Here is a 16,969-nt window from a genome sequence, read left to right on the forward strand (position 1 = left end):
GAATCTGCCCGCATAAGAAATGCGGGCCCCAACACAACGAACCGTACGGATTTCGTGATGATTTTCTATGAAAATCTCGAATGAACCGCAGGAAATAAGGGAATACCGGAGTGGGGGATGTTTTCCAGTGTACGGCATCCCGGCGTCCGGTGCGTGGTCGGGGCCGGTGAGCTTGCGCACAGCGGCTGCGGCAGGGCTAACCCCGGGCCGGCACTGCGGCCGTGGACCGCACCGTTTTGGCCGACATCGTCCGCAGGACCTTGAGTATTTCCGGTGACAGCGTGATCTCGCCGGCGCTGCGGGATGCCTGCAGCGCCGCGGCTTGTTCGGCGTCCAGTCCGCGGAAGACGTGGCGGACGCTTACGCCGTGGCTGGGTGCGGTCAGCACTTCCACCGCATCCCCCGCAGTGATGCTGCCGCGGCGGCGGACCCGCAGATAAGTGCCCACGCGGCCGGCCTCCGCAAAGCGGCGCTGCCAGTTCGGCACCTCCATCCGCCGCTGGAAGTTGCGGCAGGGGGTGCGGGGACAGGTCACTTCCAGCTCGACGTCGTCGCCGATCCGCCACCGCTCGCCGATCAGGGCGGCAGTGGCGTCCAAACCGTCCAGCCGCAGGTTTTCACCGAACAGGCCGGGCGGGATCGCGCGCCCCAGTTCCCGGGCCCAGTAGTCGGCGTCGGCCTGGGAATAGGCGTAGATGGCCTTGGATTCCCCGCCGTGATGTTTGCGGCTGGCCTGCAGGTCTCCGGTCAATCCCAGGGGATGGACCTTTACCGGTCCTGCCACGGCGCGTTTGTCGATGGCAGTGACGCCGGTGGCGTCCTTGGTGGGCAGAAGGCCGTGCAGCAGGCAAACAGCGAGCAGCGAACCGGTTCTCATGCCAGCAGTCTAGGGCTGCGGCTCCGTGGCCCGCTGCAACCCGGGCGGATTATTGCGCCACCAGTGGCGCGGGCGGCTGCCCCAATAGTTGACGGACCACCAGACCAGGAGCCCGATCCCCCAGAAGACTCCGGCGCTGGAGGCCATCAGCCACGGCTCGGGCAGCTGGGAATCCAGGTTGGGCGCATTGAACAGTTCGCCGATGGTCTTGGGCGAGTAAATGAAAATCACCAGCGAGGAGGCCAGCAGAAGGAATCCGGTGATCTTCAGTTTCCGGCGCTCCGGCTCCAAGTCCATCATGTTCCGGGCCAGGACCGGGATGAAGAGGGCCACCCAGACCCAGTGGTGTGACCAGGAGACAGGGGAAATCAGGAGCATCAACAGCGCGGTGGCTGCCAGGGCAGTGAAGGTCTCCCCGCGGTTGCCGGCAAGGCGGATGACGACGGCGGTAGCCGCGACAGCCAGCAGTGAAAGGAAAAGCCACGGAAGGTCGACGGGGAAATCCGGGCCGCCGAAGTGCAGGATGGCACCCTTGATCGAGAGGTTGTCCACGTAGCCGGCACCGCCGATCCGCGAGGTGTCCGGCAGCAGGTCCAGCCAGTACGTACGTGATTCCCGCGGGAGGATCAGGAAGCCAAGGGCGAAGGTCGAGAGGAAGCCGTACGCCATGTTGCGCAGTCCGCGCCAGTCGCCCCGCGCCAGGAAGTACAGGCCGAAGACCAGCGGGGTGAGTTTCAGTCCGGCTGCCACACCTGTCAGCAGGCCGGTGGGCCAGCTTTCCTTCTTGATCACGAAGTCGGCCATGATCAGCCCAAAGAGCAGGATGTTGATCTGCCCGAAGGCCTGCGTTTCGCGCCACGGTCCGAGCAGCACGATCAAGCCGGTGCCGGCGATCGCCAGCGGCCGGAGCCAGGGGTGCCGGAGTACGTCCATGGCTCCCGCACGGCGGAAGACATAGCGGACTGCCCAGACGGACGTGGCTGCGGCAATGGCGATGGAAATGCCCGTGAAGATGTTCAGCCCCACGCTCTGGCCGAACGGAGCCAGCACGGCAAAGACCAGCGCGGCAAAAGGCGGGTAGGTGAAGAGCAGGCTGCTGTCGGCGTCGTACTGGACCGCCTTCGTATACAGCTCGCCGGCGGCGTCGATGACGCTCTGTCCGCCGGAAAGGTAGACACTGAAGTCGAGGCCGTGGCGCGGCGACAAGTCGAAAGCTGTCCATACGAGCAGCCCGGCTAATGCCAGCGCCCCCAGGGTCGCAACGGTCCGCACAAAAGCGGATCGGTGGATCTGGCCCATTGTTCTCCCTGTAAGACTGCCGGCCGCGCGCGTGTGGCGCTACATAGCGTTTTTCGTGTCGATCTTGACACCCGCAAGTCTACCGGGCAGGCTGCTCCTCCTCCCCCGCCCGGAGGCAGGCGATAGGCTGGCCGGAGCAGATCAAGTAGGCGAAAGGTCCCCCATGTCCCCCGCGCTTCAAGCCATCACCAATGCCCGTGTGGTTCCGGTCACCGGCAGGCCCTTCGACGGCACCGTCGTCGTCGAGGACGGACGGATCCGGGAACTGGGGCCCGACGTCGTTGTGCCCGAGGGCGCGGAGGTGCTGGACGCCGGAGGGCAGTGGCTGCTGCCCGGGCTGGTCGATGCGCATACCCACCTTGGCGTGCATGAAGAGGGTGAAGGCTGGGCCGGCAACGATTCCAACGAGATGACGGACCCGGTGATGGCGGGCGTCCGCGCCCTGGACGCCGTAAACCCCTTTGACACAGGGTTCGACGACGCCCTGGCCGGCGGCGTGACCACGGCGAACATCAACCCCGGTTCCGGCAACCCGATCGGCGGGCAGGCAGTGGCGCTGCACACGCACGGGCGCTACCTGGAGGAAATGGTGCTGCGCGCACCCAGCGGCCTGAAGTCCGCGCTCGGCGAGAACCCGAAGCGGATCTACAGCGACAAGAAGCAGACCCCCTCCACCCGTTTGGGTACGGCGATGGTGATCCGGCAGGCCTTTATGGATGCGCAGAACTATCTGGGCAAGGCGGACCCGAACGCCCGCGACCCGCACCTTGAAGCCCTTGCCATGGTGCTGAAGCGGGAAATCCCCTGGCGGCAGCACGCCCACCGGGCGGACGACATCGGCACCGCCCTGCGGCTGGCGGACGAGTTCGGCTACGAGCTGGTGCTCGACCACGGCACCGAGGCCCATCTGCTGGCCGATGTCCTGGCCGCACGCGGCGTTCCGGTGCTCATCGGGCCGCTCTTCACCACCCGCTCGAAGGTGGAGCTGCGCGGCCGCAGCATGGCCAATCCGGGGAAGCTTGCCGCTGCCGGGGTGGAGATCTCCATCATCACCGACCATCCGGTGGTCCCCATCAATTTCCTGATCTACCAAGCCGCACTGGCGGTGAAGGAGGGGCTGGACCCCGACGAGGCGCTGCGTGCCGTGACGATCAATCCCGCCCGGGTGCTGGGCCTCGCGGACCGGCTCGGTTCCCTGGAACCCGGCAAGAACGCCGATCTTGTCCTGTGGAGCGGGAATCCGCTGGACGTGATGCAGCGTGCGCTGAAGGTGTGGATCGGCGGCCGGGAGGTCTACCGCTACGACCTTGACGCCCGCGAACAGATCGTGGCGCCCCGCTGATGGGACTCGGTTCCGGCAGCCCCGCGCCGCGCACTCCGCCTCACACCCGCCCGCCCGGCATCATCCGGGCGGCGACTGCCGCCTGGCTCGTGGCGGCCGTCCTGGTCGCCGTTGCGGGTATTTCGTTTATCGTCTCGGCCCGGACGCAGCATCAGGACAGCGCTGCGCTGACCCTGATGGGTTCCCTTGCCCTGGTGCTCGCTGCACTGAGCGCGTACAGCGTGCTGCGGCTGCGGGCCGGTAAGCGCAGCGCCCGGGAAACACTCAGCAGCATCGGTGTGATTGCCGGGTTCCCGCTGCTTTTCCGCGGCCCGGTGTTAGTGGCCGTAGGCCTGGTGCTGCTGGCCTGCACGGCGCTGCTCTGGCTGCCGCAGAGCAGCAGGTATTTCCAGCTCCGCGACCCGAAGAAGCGGGCAGCTAAGGGCCGCAGAGGCTAGAGCTGCCCCAGCGCCTGGTCGAGGTCCGCAATAAGGTCCTCGACGTCCTCCAGGCCGACCGACAGCCGCAGGAGGTTCTCCGGTACGGCCAGCTCGGTGCCCTTGACCGAGGCATGGGTCATTTCCGAGGGGTAGTTCATCAGGGACTCCACCCCGCCCAGCGACTCAGCCAGCAGGAACAGCCGCGTGGATTCCGCCACCTTCCGGGCCGCAGCCTCGCCGCCCTTGAAGGACACCGAAACCATGCCGCCGAAGTCCTTCATCTGGGCCTTGGCCAGGTCATGCCCCGGGTGCTCTTCCAGCCCCGGATACAACACCTGTTCCACGGCGGGCTGTTCCTTGAGCCACTTCGCCACGGTCATGGCGCTGGCGGAATGCCGGTCCATCCGCACCGCAAGGGTCTTCAGCCCGCGGGTGGTCAGCCACGCCTCCATCGGCGCGGACACCGCACCGACCGCAAACTGAATGAACCCGATCTCCTCCGCCATGGCGTCGTCGTTCAGGATTACGGCACCGCCCACGGCGTCGGAGTGCCCGCCGATGTACTTGGTGGTCGAGTGCACGACGACGTCGGCGCCCAGGGCCAGCGGCTGCTGCAGGTACGGCGACGCAAAGGTGTTGTCGACCACCAGGAGAGCGCCGGCATCGTGCGCTGCCTGCGCCGTTGCGGCAATATCGCTGATTTTCATCATCGGGTTCGACGGCGTTTCCAGCCACACCAGCTTCGTGTTCCCGGCCGCAACGGCAGCCGCGACAGCTGCGGCGTCGGACATATCCACCGCCGTATTGGTAATCCCCCACTTGCCCAGCACCTTGTTGATGAGGCGGTAGGTTCCGCCGTAGGCATCGTTGCCCAGGACGATGTGGTCTCCGGGGGCAAGCAGCCCGCGGATCAGGGCATCCTCGGCGGCAAGCCCGGAGCTGAAGGAGAAGGCATGCTTTCCGCCCTCCAGGGCAGCGAGCTGCTGCTGCAGCGAATCGCGGGTGGGGTTGGTGCCGCGGCCGTACTCATAGCCGTTGCGCAGGCCGCCGATACCGTCCTGGGCGTAGGTGGTGCTCTGGTACAGGGGCGGAATGACTGCACCGGTGGTGGGATCCGGTTCCTGCCCCGCATGGATGGCGCGGGTGCTGAAGCTGGTCATGGTGTTCTCCTTGCGCCGGCCGGAGCCGGCAGGTTGGTACAAAACAACTCACCTGCGAAGGTGCGCCGGGTTAGAGGCTCAGGTACGAAAGTAGGTCGTGCCGGGTCAGCATGCCAACGGCGGTGCCATCGGACGTAACCATGACGGCGTCGTCCTCCTGCAGCTTCGAACGGGCAGCGGCCACGGTGTCCCCCGTACCGACAAAGACCGGACGCGGCCCCATGTGCTCGCTGATCCGATCCGTAGGCTTGGCCTCGCCGCGGAAAAGCTTCTCCGTCAGCGAGCGCTCATCCACCGAGCCGAGGACTTCGCCCAGGACCACCGGCGGTTCCTGCGAGAGGACAGGCAGGTAAGAGACCCCGTATTCATTCAGGATGGCAATGACGTCCCGCACGGTTTCGTTCGGATGGGTGTGGACCAGTTCAGGCAGCGAACCGTCCTTGGTGGCCAACACGTCGCGGACGGTGGCCTGCTCCCCGCCGTCCTGCAGGAAACCGTAGGAGCGCATCCAGTCGTCGTTGAAGATCTTGCCCATGTACCCGCGGCCGCTGTCCGGCAGCAGGACCACGACGACGTCGTCGGGCCCCAGCGAGCGCGCCACCTCAAGTGCCGCCGTCACAGCCATGCCCGAGGATCCGCCTACCAGCAGGCCTTCCTCCCGGGCCAGCCGGCGGGTCATCGCGAAGGACTCTGCGTCCTTCACGGCAATCACCTCATCCGGCACGGACGGGTCATAGTTGTCCGGCCACATGTCCTCCCCCACGCCTTCCACGAAATAGGGGCGCCCGGCACCGCCGGAATACACGGAGCCGTCCGGGTCCGCGGCAATCACGCGCACCGGCCCGGCGGCACGGTCTGCGGAGACTTCCTTCAGGTAGCGTCCGGTGCCGGTAATGGTGCCGCCCGTACCGGCACCTGCCACGAAGTGGGTCACCCGGCCGTCTGTATCTGCCCAGATTTCCGGTCCCGTGGATTCGTAGTGGCTGGCCGGGGCCGACGGGTTGGAGAACTGGTCCGGCTTATACGCGCCGTCGATCTCACGCACCAACCGGTCGGAGACTCCGTAGTACGAGTCGGGGCTGTCCGGAGCGACCGCCGTCGGGGTGACCACCACTTCGGCGCCGTACGCACGCAGTACGTCCCGCTTCTCCACCCCCACCTTGTCCGGGGTAACGAAGATGCACTTATAGCCCTTCTGCTGGGCCACCAGCGCCAGCCCGACGCCGGTGTTGCCGCTGGTGGGCTCAACCACCGTGCCGCCGGGCAGCAGCTTCCCCTCACGCTCGGCCGTGTCGATCATCTTCACGGCAATGCGGTCCTTCACGGATCCGCCCGGGTTAAGGTACTCCAGCTTCACCAGGACGGTGGCGCTGATGCCCTCGGTCACGTGGTGGAGCTTCACCAAGGGAGTGTTGCCGATCAGGTCCAGGACGGTATTGGCATACTTCATGTGACCCACGGTACTTCTTTGTCCCCGCTGTGGCATGGGGGACGGAACGCGGCGTAGCAAAAGCCACATCCGGGCGGCCAGGAGTGCGGGCAGAAGCGGGGGTGCTCCGTGCAACGATAGTTGCATGTCCTTCACTGCCGCTGTTCCAGCGCTGCAGCAGGCTCCCTCCGGTCTGGTGCGCTACTGGGAGTCCCCCGCCCCGTACTGCCTGCAGACTTCGCTGCGCATCCTGGTGCGCGGTAAGCAGGATCCGACCATCCGCCTCGGTCCGGGTGTTGCCTGGCTGGCTTTCCTCACCCCGGAGGGCCCGGCCACCCTGAACCTTCGGGAGGAACCTGTCCCCGCCCCCGGCGCACGGGTCCGCGCCCAGGCGTGGGGACCGGGCGCACGGTGCGCGCTGGACTCGGTACCCGCCCTGCTGGGCGAACACGACGACTGGTCCGGCTTTGACGACGACGCGTTCCTCGCCACCCTGCCCCGGATAGTCACCGAAACCCGGCGCCGAAACCCCTCCCTGCGGCTGCCGAGCACGGGCCGGATCATGGACAGCCTGATCCCCGTGGTGCTGGAGCAGAAAGTCACCGTACTGGAGGCCTACTACGCATGGCGCTACCTGGTGACCCGCTACGGCGTTGACGCTCCCGGCCCGGCGCCGTCGGGCATGAAAGCCGCCCCTGCCCCGGAAACCTGGCGGAAGATCCCCAGCTGGGACTGGCACCAGGCACGGGTGGACCTTTCCCGTTCCAGCACCATCCTGCGGGCCTGTGCGCTCGCCTCGGGGCTGGAGCGGCTGGCTGAGGAACCGCTCGGCGAGGACCTGACCGCCAAACTCTGCTCGGTGCCGGGAATCGGGGTGTGGAGCGCTGCGGAAATCACCCAGCGGACACACGGTGCTCCGGATTCGGTCTCCGTTGGCGACTACCATCTGGCCGCCTATGTGGGCGCGGCCCTCACCGGGAAGCGGACCGACGACGCCGGCATGCTGGAGCTGCTCGCACCCTGGCAGGGACACCGCCAGCGGGTGGTACGGATGATCATGCTCAGCGGTTACCGCAAGCCCACCTACGGACCGAAGCTCGCCCCGATGGACCACCGCCGCCGCTAGGAGGCCGCGGTCTCCCCGCTGGCTGCCAGCCCGCTGACAGCTTCCTCGCGCATGGCCACCTTGCGGATTTTGCCGGAGACCGTCATGGGGAAGCTGCCGCGGATCTGCACGTACCGGGGAATCTTGTAGTAGGCCAGCCTGTCACGGCAGAACTCTGCAATGGCCGCCGCATCCGGTTCAGGTGCACCCGGGACCGGAATGATGCAGGCCATGAGCTCCTCTCCGTACCGCTCGTCCGGAACGCCGATCACCTGGACATCGGAGATCGAAGGGTGCGTGTAGAGGAACTCCTCGATCTCCCGCGGATAGATGTTCTCCCCGCCGCGGATGACCATGTCCTTGATGCGTCCCTCCACGCTGACGTAGCCCGCTTCGTCCATCCGGGCCAGGTCCCCGGTATGCATCCAGCCTTCGGGGTCGATGGCCTGGGCGGTTGCCTCCGGCTGGTTCCAGTACCCCGCCATCACGCTGTAGCCGCGGGTGCACAGTTCACCGATTTCACCGTAGGGCACCTGCTTCCCTGTTCCGGGATCCACCACCTGGCTTTCCAGATGGGGCATGGTGCGCCCCACGGTGCGGGTACGGCGCACCAGCGAGTCCCCGCGCCGCGTCATGGTGGACACCGGCGAGGTTTCGGTCATCCCGTAGCAAATAGCCACTTCGGCCATGTTCATCTCGCCGATCACCCGTTTCATGATCTCCTCCGGGCAGGGCGAACCGGCCATCACGCCGGTCCGCAGCGAGGAAAGGTCGTACCGGCCGAACTCCGGCAGCCCCAGTTCGGCGATGAACATGGTCGGCACCCCGTACAGGGACGTGCCCCTGTACGTTTCGACGGCGGCGAGCGCACGGCCGGCGTCGAAGGTCCGCGACGGAATGATGGTGGCGGCGCCGTGTGAAAGGGCTGCAAGGTTACCGATGACCATCCCGAAGCAGTGGTAGAACGGCACCGGAAGCACCACCCGGTCCGCCTCGGTGTAGCCCAGCAGTTCGCCGATGAAGTAGCCGTTGTTCAGGATGTTCGAATGGGTCAGCGTTGCACCCTTGGGAAAGCCGGTGGTTCCGGAGGTGTACTGGATGTTGATGGGATCCCCGGGCTGCAGTCCGGCCATCCGTTCCGCCAGGGCGGCCGCCCCCGGCGCGCCGGAGTCCCTTCCCTCCGCCGCCAGCGCCGCGAAGCTGTCGGTACCGTCCCCGGACAGGAATACCAGCGTCTCCAAGCCGTCCCCGGTTTCGAGGGCGTTCCGGGCCATGGCCTCGTAGTCGTTGCGCTGGTCGCTCGGGGCGGTGAGCAGCATCCGCATTCCACTCTGTTTCACCACGAAGTCCAGTTCCGCCTGCCGATAGGCCGGGTTGACGTTTACCAGGATGGCACCGGCCTTAGCAGTGGCGTACTGGGCAATGGTCCATTCCGCACAGTTGGGTGACCAGATGCCCACGCGGTCCCCTGCTTGGATCCCGCGTGCCATCAGGCCGGCCGCGACGTCGTTGATCTGCCGGTCCAGCTCGGCATAGGTCCAGGACCGGCCGGTGGGGGCGTCGATCAACGCTGTGGCATCGGGAAAGCGGCGGGCAGTCCGCTCAAAATTCTCCCCGATGGTTTCCACCAACAAGGGAATCTGCGACGGGGAAGAGGCGTATGAGGACAAGGCAGACTCCTTTGGCTGCGGGACACGTGGCGGCAACGCTACCAACATTTTGCTTCCCTGCGAAGAAAGCGCCTGATCTTGCCGGGCGCGCCCCGACAGCGGTTTTGAGAAAGTCCTATGGTGGGGGAATGACTGAAGAAACCAATACCCCCATCAATCTCCGCGCCACCATGGTCCCGAACGCCGGCGAACATACGCGGGTGAAGCTGGCCCTGGACATCGCCATTGAGCAGGTACGGACGGAACCGGGCTGCCTGCGCTACGAAATCATTGAGGACTCGGAGGCGGCAATCGTGCTGGCGGAACAGTGGGCCTCCCGCGAGGACCTGGAGCGCCACGCACGCGGTGCCGCCCTCCAGGATCTGCAGGAATCCCTCAGCGCCCTGCTGGCCGAACCGCTGAAGGTGGAACAGGTCTAGCCGTTCGTCAGTACGGGATGACTCAGTACGGGATGACAGAGAGCCGGTAAATTGAATCCGGTTCCGCCCCGAAGCGCTTCAGGACCGCAACCACTGCTTCCTCGTGCTCTTCGTCCACCGCGGCCTGCACCCGCAGCCGGTCCTCAAAGTCGATTCTCCGCTTTTCGCTGCGGAAAGCCTCGGTTCTGACGGTTCCGGTGTAGGCCGCGGCGTCGGACATTTCCAGCGACCGTGCGCCGGCCATCAGCAACGCGTCCCGCAGGCCGTCAACCCGATCCGTATTGACCACGGCGCTGACCAGCCGGCTGGATCGGCCTCGCCGGGTAGCTTCGGCGCCGTCGCTGGCCGCCCGGCCAGCCGTTGCGGGGCGGGCGTTAATGCCGCTCAGGGAGTATGCGGAGGCACCCTGTTGGACGCGGTCCTGGTCCTCCTGGTCGGGCCCGGCCTCTTTCAGCCCAACGGTGCGGGAAATGATGACGGCCGCAACCCAGCTCAGCACAAAGGAAAAGAGCACCACGGAGACTATGGCCACCGTCTGGTGCCACAGGAGCATTCCGCCGCCGCCGGAGAAAATGCCGTCGTCGCTGACGGGGTTTACCGAGCTGTCGGCGAAGAAACCCAGCAGGAACGAACCCAGCACGCCGCCCACAAAATGGACGGCGATCACGTCCAGGGCGTCGTCGTAGCGCAGCACATGCTTGAGCCGGACAGCCACCGCACACAGGCAGCCGGCAATCAGTCCGATCAGGAGGGCTGCGTCGGTGCCCACGTACCCGGCGCAGGGGGTAATGGTCGCCAGTCCGGCCACGGCGCCGGAGACGGCACCCACCAGGGTGCAGCGCCCGTTGCCTATCCGTTCCACGAGCAGCCAGGTGAGCATCGCGGCCGCCCCTGCCACGTGGGTATTGATCAGGGCCTGCGCGGCAATGCCGTTGGCCTGAAGCCCGTCCCCCGCGTTAAAGCCAAACCACCCGAACCAAAGGATGCCGCCGCCCACCAGCATCAGTGGAAGGTTGTTCGGTGAGGTCCGAAGGTTCGGCCAGCCGCGCCGTCGGCCGACCACCAGCAGCACCGCCACCGTTGCTGCACCTGCAGAGGCATGGACCACCATGCCGCCGGCCCAATCCTGGGCACCAAGTTGGAACAGCCATCCTTTGGGATGCCAGAGCCAGCGCGCCACCTGCGGGTACACCAGAATGGAAAATGCGGCCAGGAACACCACCCATCCGCCGAACCGGAGCCGGCCCGCCGTCGCTCCCGTCAGCAGCGCAGGCGTAATTACGGCGAACATCATCTGGTAGGCCACGAAGGCGAGCGTCGGTATGGTCACACCTGCGGCCACCGAATGGAACTGGGGTGTGTCGAGCTCGAGCAGCGCGAAGGCGTCGAAGTCGCCCACCACGGAATTACCCCTATTGCTGAACGCCAGCGTGTACCCCACCAGGACCCAGGTCAGGGAAATGATCCCCAGCGGAATGATGTTCTGCATCATCATGGTCAGGACGTTGCGTACCGGCACCATCCCGCCGTAAAAGAGGGCCAGGCCCGGTGTCATAAACAGCACGAGCCCCGCGCAGACCAACACCCATGCGGTGTCCGCCCCGTTCATGCCGGGCCCCGCATGGATAAGGCTGCTGTACCGGTACCGGCTCTTTCGGTGCTTATCGTCCCGCTGCTGCCGTACATGTGGTCCCCGCTTCCAACCCCGTAGAGGAGCCGTTGGCATTCGAGTGGCGGGCCCGGAAACCCGGCGCCGGCGCCCCGGACACGTCGAGGTTACCGCCGGGCCGCAGGGCACCAGAAGGGAGCGGGCACAGAGTGAAGTCGGCGGGGCCGAATTGGTTTCGGTCCCGCCGGCTCGCCTGTTCTCCGTCCTGCCGGCTTACCCGGCGAGAGGGCGCGCTAGTGTGAACCCAGCATTCCGTTGGGGTCAATGACGTACTTCTTCGCCACGCCCGAATCGAACTCGCGGTAGGCCTCCGGTGCCTGGTCCAGGCTGATCGGAGTGGCGCTGACGGCCTTGGCGATCTGCACCTTGTCATGCAGGATCGCCATCATGAGCTGCCGGTTGTACTTCATCACCGGACACTGCCCGGTGGTGAAGGACAGCGACTTGGCCCAGCCCGCACCCAGGTTCAGGCTCAGTGAGCCCTGCTGTGCAGCCTCGTCCACGCCGCCCGGATCCCCGGTGACGTACAGGCCCGGGATGCCCAGTGCACCGCCTGCCGCGGTGATGTCCATCAGCGAATTCAGGACCGTGGCCGGCGCTTCGCTGCTTGACCCTGCACCGTGCCCGCGGGCCTCGAACCCCACCGCGTCGACGCCGCAGTCCACTTCCGGCACTCCGAGGATCATCTCGATCTGGTCCCGCGGATCGCCCATCGACACGTCCACGGTCTCGCAGCCGAAGCTCCGGGCCTGGGCCAGGCGCTCCTCGTTCAGGTCTCCCACGATCACGGCGGCAGCGCCCAGCAATTGTGCGGAGACGGCTGCCGCCAGCCCGACTGGTCCTGCTCCGGCGATATAGACGGTGGAGCCAACCCCCACCCCGGCGGTGACAGCGCCGTGGTAGCCGGTGGGGAAGATATCCGAAAGCATGGTGAGATCCAGGATCTTCTCCATGGCCTGGTCCTTGTCCGGGAAACGCAGCAGGTTCCAGTCTGCATAGGGCACCATCGCGTATTCGGCCTGGCCGCCCACCCAGCCACCCATGTCCACGTATCCGTAGGCGCTGCCGGGACGTTCCGGGTTTACGTTCAGGCAGATGCCGGTTTTTCGTTCCTTGCAGTTGCGGCAGCGGCCGCAGGAAATATTGAACGGCACGGAGACCAGGTCCCCCACCTTAATAAACTCCACGTCGGATCCGGTTTCCACCACTTCCCCGGTAATTTCGTGGCCCAGGATCAGGTTGGGCGGCGCCGTCGTCCGCCCGCGGACCATGTGCTGGTCCGATCCGCAGATGTTGGTGGTCACCACCTTCAGGATCGCTCCGTGCGGAAGCTTGCGCCCGATGTTGGCCGGGTTCACGCCCGGCCCGTCCTTCAGTTCGAAGCTGGGGTAGTCGATGTCCTGGACTTCCACTACGCCCGGTTCCAGATAGGCAATTCCTCGGTTGGAACTCATGTCTTCCTCGCTGTCGTCTCGTCGTCGTTGACGTCCGCGCTGCTCGCTCCCCCGTGCGCTCCCCATGCGCTTCCCAGGCGGTGCGCCTTGTGGAAGCGAGCGTACAACGGCCGCTGCGGCGGCGGTAGACGGTGGTGTTATCGGATCCGCGCAGGACGGACGGCACCCTTAACGCAGTCAGGGAAGCATCCTGGAGCGGATGCTTCCCTGAAGAAAGAGCGGGTGGGGCTAAGCCTGCTTGGCCTGTCCGTTGGAGCCTGCTGCTGCCTCGCGCTCCTGCTCGGCAATCTGCTCGTGTACGGCCTTCATATCCAGGCCCTTGACTGCTTCCACCAGTTCGCTGAACTGGCTGGCGTTCAGGGCACCGGGCTGGGAGAACACCAGCACCTTCTCGCGGAAGGCCATGAGGGTGGGGATGGAGGTGATGCCGGCGGCAGCTGCCAGACCCTGTTCAGCCTCGGTGTCCACCTTGGCAAAGGTAATGTCGTCGTGCTGCTGCGAAACGGATTCGTACACGGGTGCAAACTGCTTGCAGGGACCGCACCAGTCCGCCCAGAAGTCCACGAAGACTATGTCATTTTCCTCGATGGTCTCGGGGAACGATGCTTCGGTGATGTCGATAGTAGCCATGGTCCAACGCTAGCCGCGGCCGGCTGCATTGTCTCTAGCTGTTCGCTGTCCGGTGAAGCGCCCTAGGCCCGGGGAAGTTTCGTCAGCCGGCGGATGACGGGCAGCGCCGCTGACAGGGCGCTCCGCTCCTCGTTGCTCAGCTGCTCCAGCAAGGCCGCCATCAGCGCCGTCCTGCTGCCGTTGGCTTCCTGAAGCGATTCCCCTCCCTGCGGGGTGAGAGTCACCCGCACACCGCGCGAATCATGGGGATCCGGGCTGCGCTTCAACAGTCCCGCACCCTCGAGGCGGATGATCTGCTCCGTGGCGCTGGGGACCTTCACTCCGAGGTTCCGCGCAATCTCGCTCACCCGCATCCCCTCGCCGGCAGCCATCTTCATGATGCTGACCTGCGTGGCGCTGAAGTCCGTATCCGCGTCCATGTTGCGGGCAATGTACAGTGCCAGCCGGAGGGACTCGCGGAATTCCTCGGCGAGCTCGTCCAGGGCGGAATCGCTACTCATATTTAGGGACCCTAATATCTAGTGGGCTGGGGCGCAAGGCCCCGGAAACCGGAAAAACCCGCCCTCACCAAGGTGAGGACGGGTTTGTCGGTGGCAGATACTGGATTCGAACCAGTGAAGGCGTTGCCAGCTGATTTACAGTCAGCCCCCTTTGGCCGCTCGGGTAATCTGCCGAGCGTCTTCAAGCGAAGACGTTGTCCGCAGCGGCTGCGGACAAGACAACTTTACCGAAGATTCTCCGAAGTTACGAATCGAGCCGCAAACAGGAGTCCTGCCGGCCGTTTCCGGCCGTTGCAGACGGGGCGCGCAACGCCCCCGGGTCTCTTGTCGGAGCCCTACAGTCCCCGTGAGATTCGATCTTCGAGCTGTGCATAGAACCGGTCGGCCTGCGCCTGGCTCACCGATCCCCAGGCGACGGCGTTCCCCAGATCCGTACGGATCCCTGCCAGACGCTCCTCGCGTCCGCGGTCGACGCCGGCGGCCTGTGCGGCACTGTCCACGGCGGACGATACCGGAGACGACACCGGGCAGACCGCGGCCCGGGCCGGCGCCGCACCGATGACTCCAAGCCCCGCTGCTGACGCTGCCGCCAGGAAGGACCCGGCCGCCGCGGTGCGGATCCGGACAGCTGCGGGACGGCGGACTGATGGACGGGAAGCGGCGCTGGGATTGTTTTCCACCCCCTCACCCTTCCCCGCCCCGATGGGACAACGCCGGGCATTTGCTGTGTACCGGCTGGGAGCGGGGCGCCATCGGGGCGCGGACCTACTACGCTAAGTACCAGGAAAAGTCACCAACTTAGAGGAGCCCCGAAATGGCCAGCGAGTCCACGTTCGACGTCGTCAGCAAGATCGATAAGCAGGAAGTGGCCAACGCGCTGAACCAGGCGCAGAAGGAAATCGTCCAGCGCTACGACTTCAAGGGCGTCGGCGCGGAGGTGGACTTCAGCGGCGAGAAGATCCTGATGAAGGCCAACTCGGAAGACCGGGTGAAGGCCGTACTCGACGTACTGCAGTCCAAGCTGGTCAAGCGAGGCATCTCCCTGAAGTCCCTGGATGCCGGCGAGCCGTACGCGTCCGGCAAGGAATACCGGATTGAGGCCTCCATGAAGGAGGGCATCGCCCAGGACCAGGCCAAAAAGATCAACAAGCTGATCCGCGACGAAGGCCCCAAGGGCGTCAAGTCCCAGATCCAGGGCGACGAGCTGCGGGTCAGCTCCAAGTCCCGCGATGACCTGCAGGCCACCATGGCCCTGCTCAAGGGTGCGGACCTCGAGGTCGACCTGCAGTTCATCAACTTCCGCTAGGTCACAGCAGGGCACTTGCGACGGCGCCTCCCCCGCAGCGGGGACGGCGCCGTCGGTGTTTTAAGGGTCGCCGCGGCTTACAGCACGACTTAGAGCGCGACGTCGTCGGCTGCGGGGCCGTCGTCGCCGTAGTCCTCCAATTCCTCGCCGCCTACGGGTTCGCCCATCCAGGTCAGCAGCTCCCAGGGACCGAGGCTGCCGCCGGGCAGCTCTTCCGCTTCGAGCACGGCAATGCCGGTGTTGCTCAGCGCGTTAGCGACGATAAAGTCCGCTCCCACATTCTCGGCCCGCGCAGTGGCCCAGGCCCGGATGATCGCCCCGTGGCTGAAGATCGCCGGGGACTTCAACCCCGCGGCGGCCAGCTCCTCGACCACGGCGTCAAAGCGGCCCAGTGTCTCGGCTCCGTCCGGGCCGCCGGGCATCCGGACGGCTGTGTCACCCGAGACCCAGCGGTAAATGGTCTTCAGGTAAGTGACGATCGCGTCCCGGTCATTGCGCATTTCCAGGTCTCCGGCGAAGACCTCCCGCAGCCCGTCGCGGATCTGGACCGGGAGGCCCAGGGCGGCTGCCAGGGGCTCGGCGGTGAGCTGGGTGCGGACCAGGTTGGAGGCAAAGATCCCGTCGATGGGTTCGTGCCCGAGGGCTTCGGGCAGCGCCGCCGCCTGTTCCCTCCCCAGCTCCGTCAGTCCCGGTCCGGGGACTGCGGTGTCGAGGTAATGCTCCACGTTGGAGGGGGTCTGACCGTGACGGACAAGTATCAGTCGCATGCTCGAAGCCTACTTCGTCAGCGGATGACGGATCAGCACTGCGTCAGGCACCCAGGGTACGGCCGGCCATGCGCTCCAGCCGCTGGATGCGGTCGGCCATGGGCGGATGGGTGGCCAGCAGGCCGCGCACACCCGCGCGGAACGGGTTGGCGATCATCAGGTGGGACGTATTTGCCAGCTTCTGGTCATTCGCCGGCAGCGGAGCGCGCTGCGTTCCGCTCTCCAGCTTGCGCAGGGCCGAGGCGAGCGCCAGCGGATCGTTGGTGAGCTTCGCGCCGTCTTCGTCGGCGTCGTACTCGCGGGTCCTGCCGATAGCCATCTGGATCAGTGACGCCGCCATCGGCGCCAGGATGGCCATGGCAATCATGGCCAGCGGGTTGGCATTGCGCCGGTCCCCGCCCCCGAAGAAGAGGAGGAACTGCCCCAGCGAGGTGATGACGCCTGCAATGGCAGCCGCCACGGAGGAGGTGAGGATGTCCCGGTTATAGACGTGCATCAGCTCATGGCCCAGCACGCCGCGCAGTTCACGCTCGTTCAGCAGCGCCAGGATGCCCTGTGTGCAGCACACCGCAGCGTGCTGGGGGTTGCGGCCGGTGGCGAAGGCGTTGGGCGCCATGGTGGGCGAAACGTAGAGCCGGGGCATGGGCTCACCGGCCTGCAGGGAAAGCTCACGGACAATCCGGTACATTTCCGGAGCCTGCGCCTCAGTGACGGGCACGGCGCGCATTGCCCGGATGGCGAGCTTGTCACTGTTCCAGTAGCTGTACGCAGTGGTGGCAAGGCCGATAAAGAGGAAGACCCAGATAAACGCCGGGCTTCCGGTTCCACTTGAAAGCAGGGCCCCGATCCCCAGCAGCACGGCGAAAAGCACGCCGAACAGGGCTGCCGTCTTGAGGCCGTTGAAATGTCGGTGCACGGGTACA

17 protein-coding genes and 1 tRNA gene are annotated in these 16,969 nt (G+C 65.9%); 5 read left to right on the forward strand and 13 right to left on the reverse strand.

From position 1 onward, the window contains the following. Window positions 1-196: 196 nt before the first annotated feature. Window positions 197-877 carry an MOSC domain-containing protein gene (locus LOC56_RS02305; RefSeq protein ID WP_229950086.1) on the reverse strand — a complete coding sequence of 227 codons (681 nt, stop codon included), beginning with the start codon at window positions 875-877 and terminating at the stop codon, window positions 197-199. A gap of 9 nt (window positions 878-886) precedes the next feature. Continuing rightward, complete coding sequence (locus tag LOC56_RS02310; protein WP_229950088.1) at window positions 887-2,176, reverse strand: glycosyltransferase 87 family protein; 1,290 nt, start codon at window positions 2,174-2,176, stop codon at window positions 887-889. A 163-nt stretch (window positions 2,177-2,339) separates the two neighbouring features. On the opposite strand from LOC56_RS02310, the gene LOC56_RS02315 reads away from it, so the two are divergent. Together LOC56_RS02315 and LOC56_RS02320 are read left to right on the forward strand one after the other, a co-directional pair. Further along, a complete protein-coding gene (locus tag LOC56_RS02315) occupies window positions 2,340-3,518 on the forward strand; it encodes an amidohydrolase (protein WP_229950090.1) in 1,179 nt (392 codons plus the stop codon). Further along, window positions 3,518-3,955: a hypothetical protein gene (locus tag LOC56_RS02320; RefSeq protein WP_229950092.1), complete on the forward strand. Its 438-nt coding sequence runs from the start codon at window positions 3,518-3,520 to the stop codon at window positions 3,953-3,955. Before LOC56_RS02315 ends, LOC56_RS02320 begins: the two co-directional genes overlap by 1 nt. Here the strand turns inward: LOC56_RS02320 and LOC56_RS02325 are convergent. Beyond that, window positions 3,952-5,097 (reverse strand): cystathionine gamma-synthase, encoded by a 1,146-nt coding sequence (locus tag LOC56_RS02325; RefSeq protein ID WP_229950094.1) that lies wholly within the window; start codon window positions 5,095-5,097, stop codon window positions 3,952-3,954. The genes LOC56_RS02320 and LOC56_RS02325 overlap by 4 nt on opposite strands. 70 nt (window positions 5,098-5,167) lie before the next feature. After that, window positions 5,168-6,547: a cystathionine beta-synthase gene (locus LOC56_RS02330; protein WP_229950096.1), complete on the reverse strand. Its 1,380-nt coding sequence runs from the start codon at window positions 6,545-6,547 to the stop codon at window positions 5,168-5,170. A gap of 124 nt (window positions 6,548-6,671) precedes the next feature. On the opposite strand from LOC56_RS02330, the gene LOC56_RS02335 reads away from it, so the two are divergent. Beyond that, window positions 6,672-7,652, forward strand: a complete 981-nt coding sequence (locus LOC56_RS02335) for a DNA-3-methyladenine glycosylase family protein (protein ID WP_229950098.1) — start codon at window positions 6,672-6,674, stop codon at window positions 7,650-7,652. On the opposite strand, the gene LOC56_RS02340 is transcribed toward LOC56_RS02335, so the two are convergent. Further along, on the reverse strand, window positions 7,649-9,349 hold the full coding sequence (locus LOC56_RS02340; protein WP_442860046.1) for an AMP-binding protein: 1,701 nt from the start codon (window positions 9,347-9,349) through the stop codon (window positions 7,649-7,651). The two genes, LOC56_RS02335 and LOC56_RS02340, sit on opposite strands and share 4 nt — an antisense overlap. Before the next feature lie 80 nt (window positions 9,350-9,429). Here LOC56_RS02340 and LOC56_RS02345 point away from each other — a divergent pair, with 80 nt between their 5' ends. Then, the gene (locus LOC56_RS02345; protein WP_229950102.1) at window positions 9,430-9,720 is read left to right on the forward strand and encodes a putative quinol monooxygenase; all 291 of its coding nucleotides are present in this window, start codon (window positions 9,430-9,432) and stop codon (window positions 9,718-9,720) included. 22 nt (window positions 9,721-9,742) lie between these two features. Here the strand turns inward: LOC56_RS02345 and amt are convergent, their stop codons facing one another. From amt to LOC56_RS02375, 6 genes are all read right to left on the reverse strand, one after another. Continuing rightward, window positions 9,743-11,329, reverse strand: a complete 1,587-nt coding sequence (gene amt, locus LOC56_RS02350) for an ammonium transporter (protein ID WP_229950104.1) — start codon at window positions 11,327-11,329, stop codon at window positions 9,743-9,745. Between the two features lie 293 nt (window positions 11,330-11,622). Further along, a complete protein-coding gene (gene fdhA / locus LOC56_RS02355; RefSeq protein ID WP_229950106.1) occupies window positions 11,623-12,843 on the reverse strand; it encodes a formaldehyde dehydrogenase, glutathione-independent in 1,221 nt (406 codons plus the stop codon). Window positions 12,844-13,071: 228 nt separating this feature from the next. Continuing rightward, window positions 13,072-13,473: a thioredoxin gene (gene trxA / locus LOC56_RS02360; protein WP_229950109.1), complete on the reverse strand. Its 402-nt coding sequence runs from the start codon at window positions 13,471-13,473 to the stop codon at window positions 13,072-13,074. Between the two features lie 62 nt (window positions 13,474-13,535). Next, a complete protein-coding gene (locus LOC56_RS02365) occupies window positions 13,536-13,973 on the reverse strand; it encodes a MarR family winged helix-turn-helix transcriptional regulator (protein ID WP_229950111.1) in 438 nt (145 codons plus the stop codon). 91 nt (window positions 13,974-14,064) lie between these two features. Beyond that, window positions 14,065-14,146, reverse strand: a tRNA-Tyr gene (locus LOC56_RS02370). Between the two features lie 162 nt (window positions 14,147-14,308). After that, window positions 14,309-14,653, reverse strand: a complete 345-nt coding sequence (locus tag LOC56_RS02375) for a hypothetical protein (RefSeq protein WP_229950113.1) — start codon at window positions 14,651-14,653, stop codon at window positions 14,309-14,311. Between the two features lie 134 nt (window positions 14,654-14,787). On the opposite strand from LOC56_RS02375, the gene LOC56_RS02380 reads away from it, so the two are divergent. Then, complete coding sequence (locus tag LOC56_RS02380; protein ID WP_227933012.1) at window positions 14,788-15,279, forward strand: YajQ family cyclic di-GMP-binding protein; 492 nt, start codon at window positions 14,788-14,790, stop codon at window positions 15,277-15,279. An 89-nt stretch (window positions 15,280-15,368) separates the two neighbouring features. Here LOC56_RS02380 and LOC56_RS02385 read toward each other — a convergent pair whose 3' ends face one another. Then, window positions 15,369-16,046: a histidine phosphatase family protein gene (locus tag LOC56_RS02385; protein ID WP_229950115.1), complete on the reverse strand. Its 678-nt coding sequence runs from the start codon at window positions 16,044-16,046 to the stop codon at window positions 15,369-15,371. Window positions 16,047-16,089: 43 nt separating this feature from the next. Next, window positions 16,090-16,962: a zinc metalloprotease HtpX gene (gene htpX, locus LOC56_RS02390; protein WP_229950116.1), complete on the reverse strand. Its 873-nt coding sequence runs from the start codon at window positions 16,960-16,962 to the stop codon at window positions 16,090-16,092. Window positions 16,963-16,969 lie beyond the last annotated feature (7 nt).

It is taken from the genome of Arthrobacter sp. zg-Y179 (assembly GCF_020907345.1).
Classification (GTDB): Bacteria; Actinomycetota; Actinomycetes; order Actinomycetales; family Micrococcaceae; genus Arthrobacter_B; species Arthrobacter_B jinronghuae.